Below are 369 nucleotides of genomic sequence, written 5' to 3' on the forward strand. Positions count from 1 at the left end.
GCTGGCTGGGATTGGGTTTGAGGCCGAAACGGTCAAGAATGCCAATCGTGAGGCCAAAAATCGCTTCGGTATGTTGGCTTATATCTTCTCTGGATTCAGTCAACTTCAAAGCCTCTCTAGTTTTGAAGCTGAAATTGAAACCGATGATCAGGTCATCAACGTTACGGCAGCAGCCATTACGATTGCCAATGCGGCTCCCGCTACTTCTATCCTGGCCCATGGGCCGGCGGGGATCGTGGTGGACGATGGGTTGCTCGATCTGACTATTGTGGCTCCAGAAAATAAGGTGAGTGCGATCGCAGCCTCTTATCATCTCCTCCAATCTGCTCTGACGGGACAGGCTGCCAATCGGGATGATATTGGTTACCT

At 51.2% G+C, this 369-nt stretch carries 1 pseudogene; it reads left to right on the forward strand.

The features are described from left to right. A pseudogene (locus GS601_RS23455) lies at positions 1–369 on the forward strand (YegS/Rv2252/BmrU family lipid kinase); the annotation flags it as partial.

It is taken from the genome of Myxacorys almedinensis A, assembly GCF_010091945.1.
GTDB classification, from domain to species: domain Bacteria; phylum Cyanobacteriota; class Cyanobacteriia; order Leptolyngbyales; family Leptolyngbyaceae; genus Myxacorys; species Myxacorys almedinensis.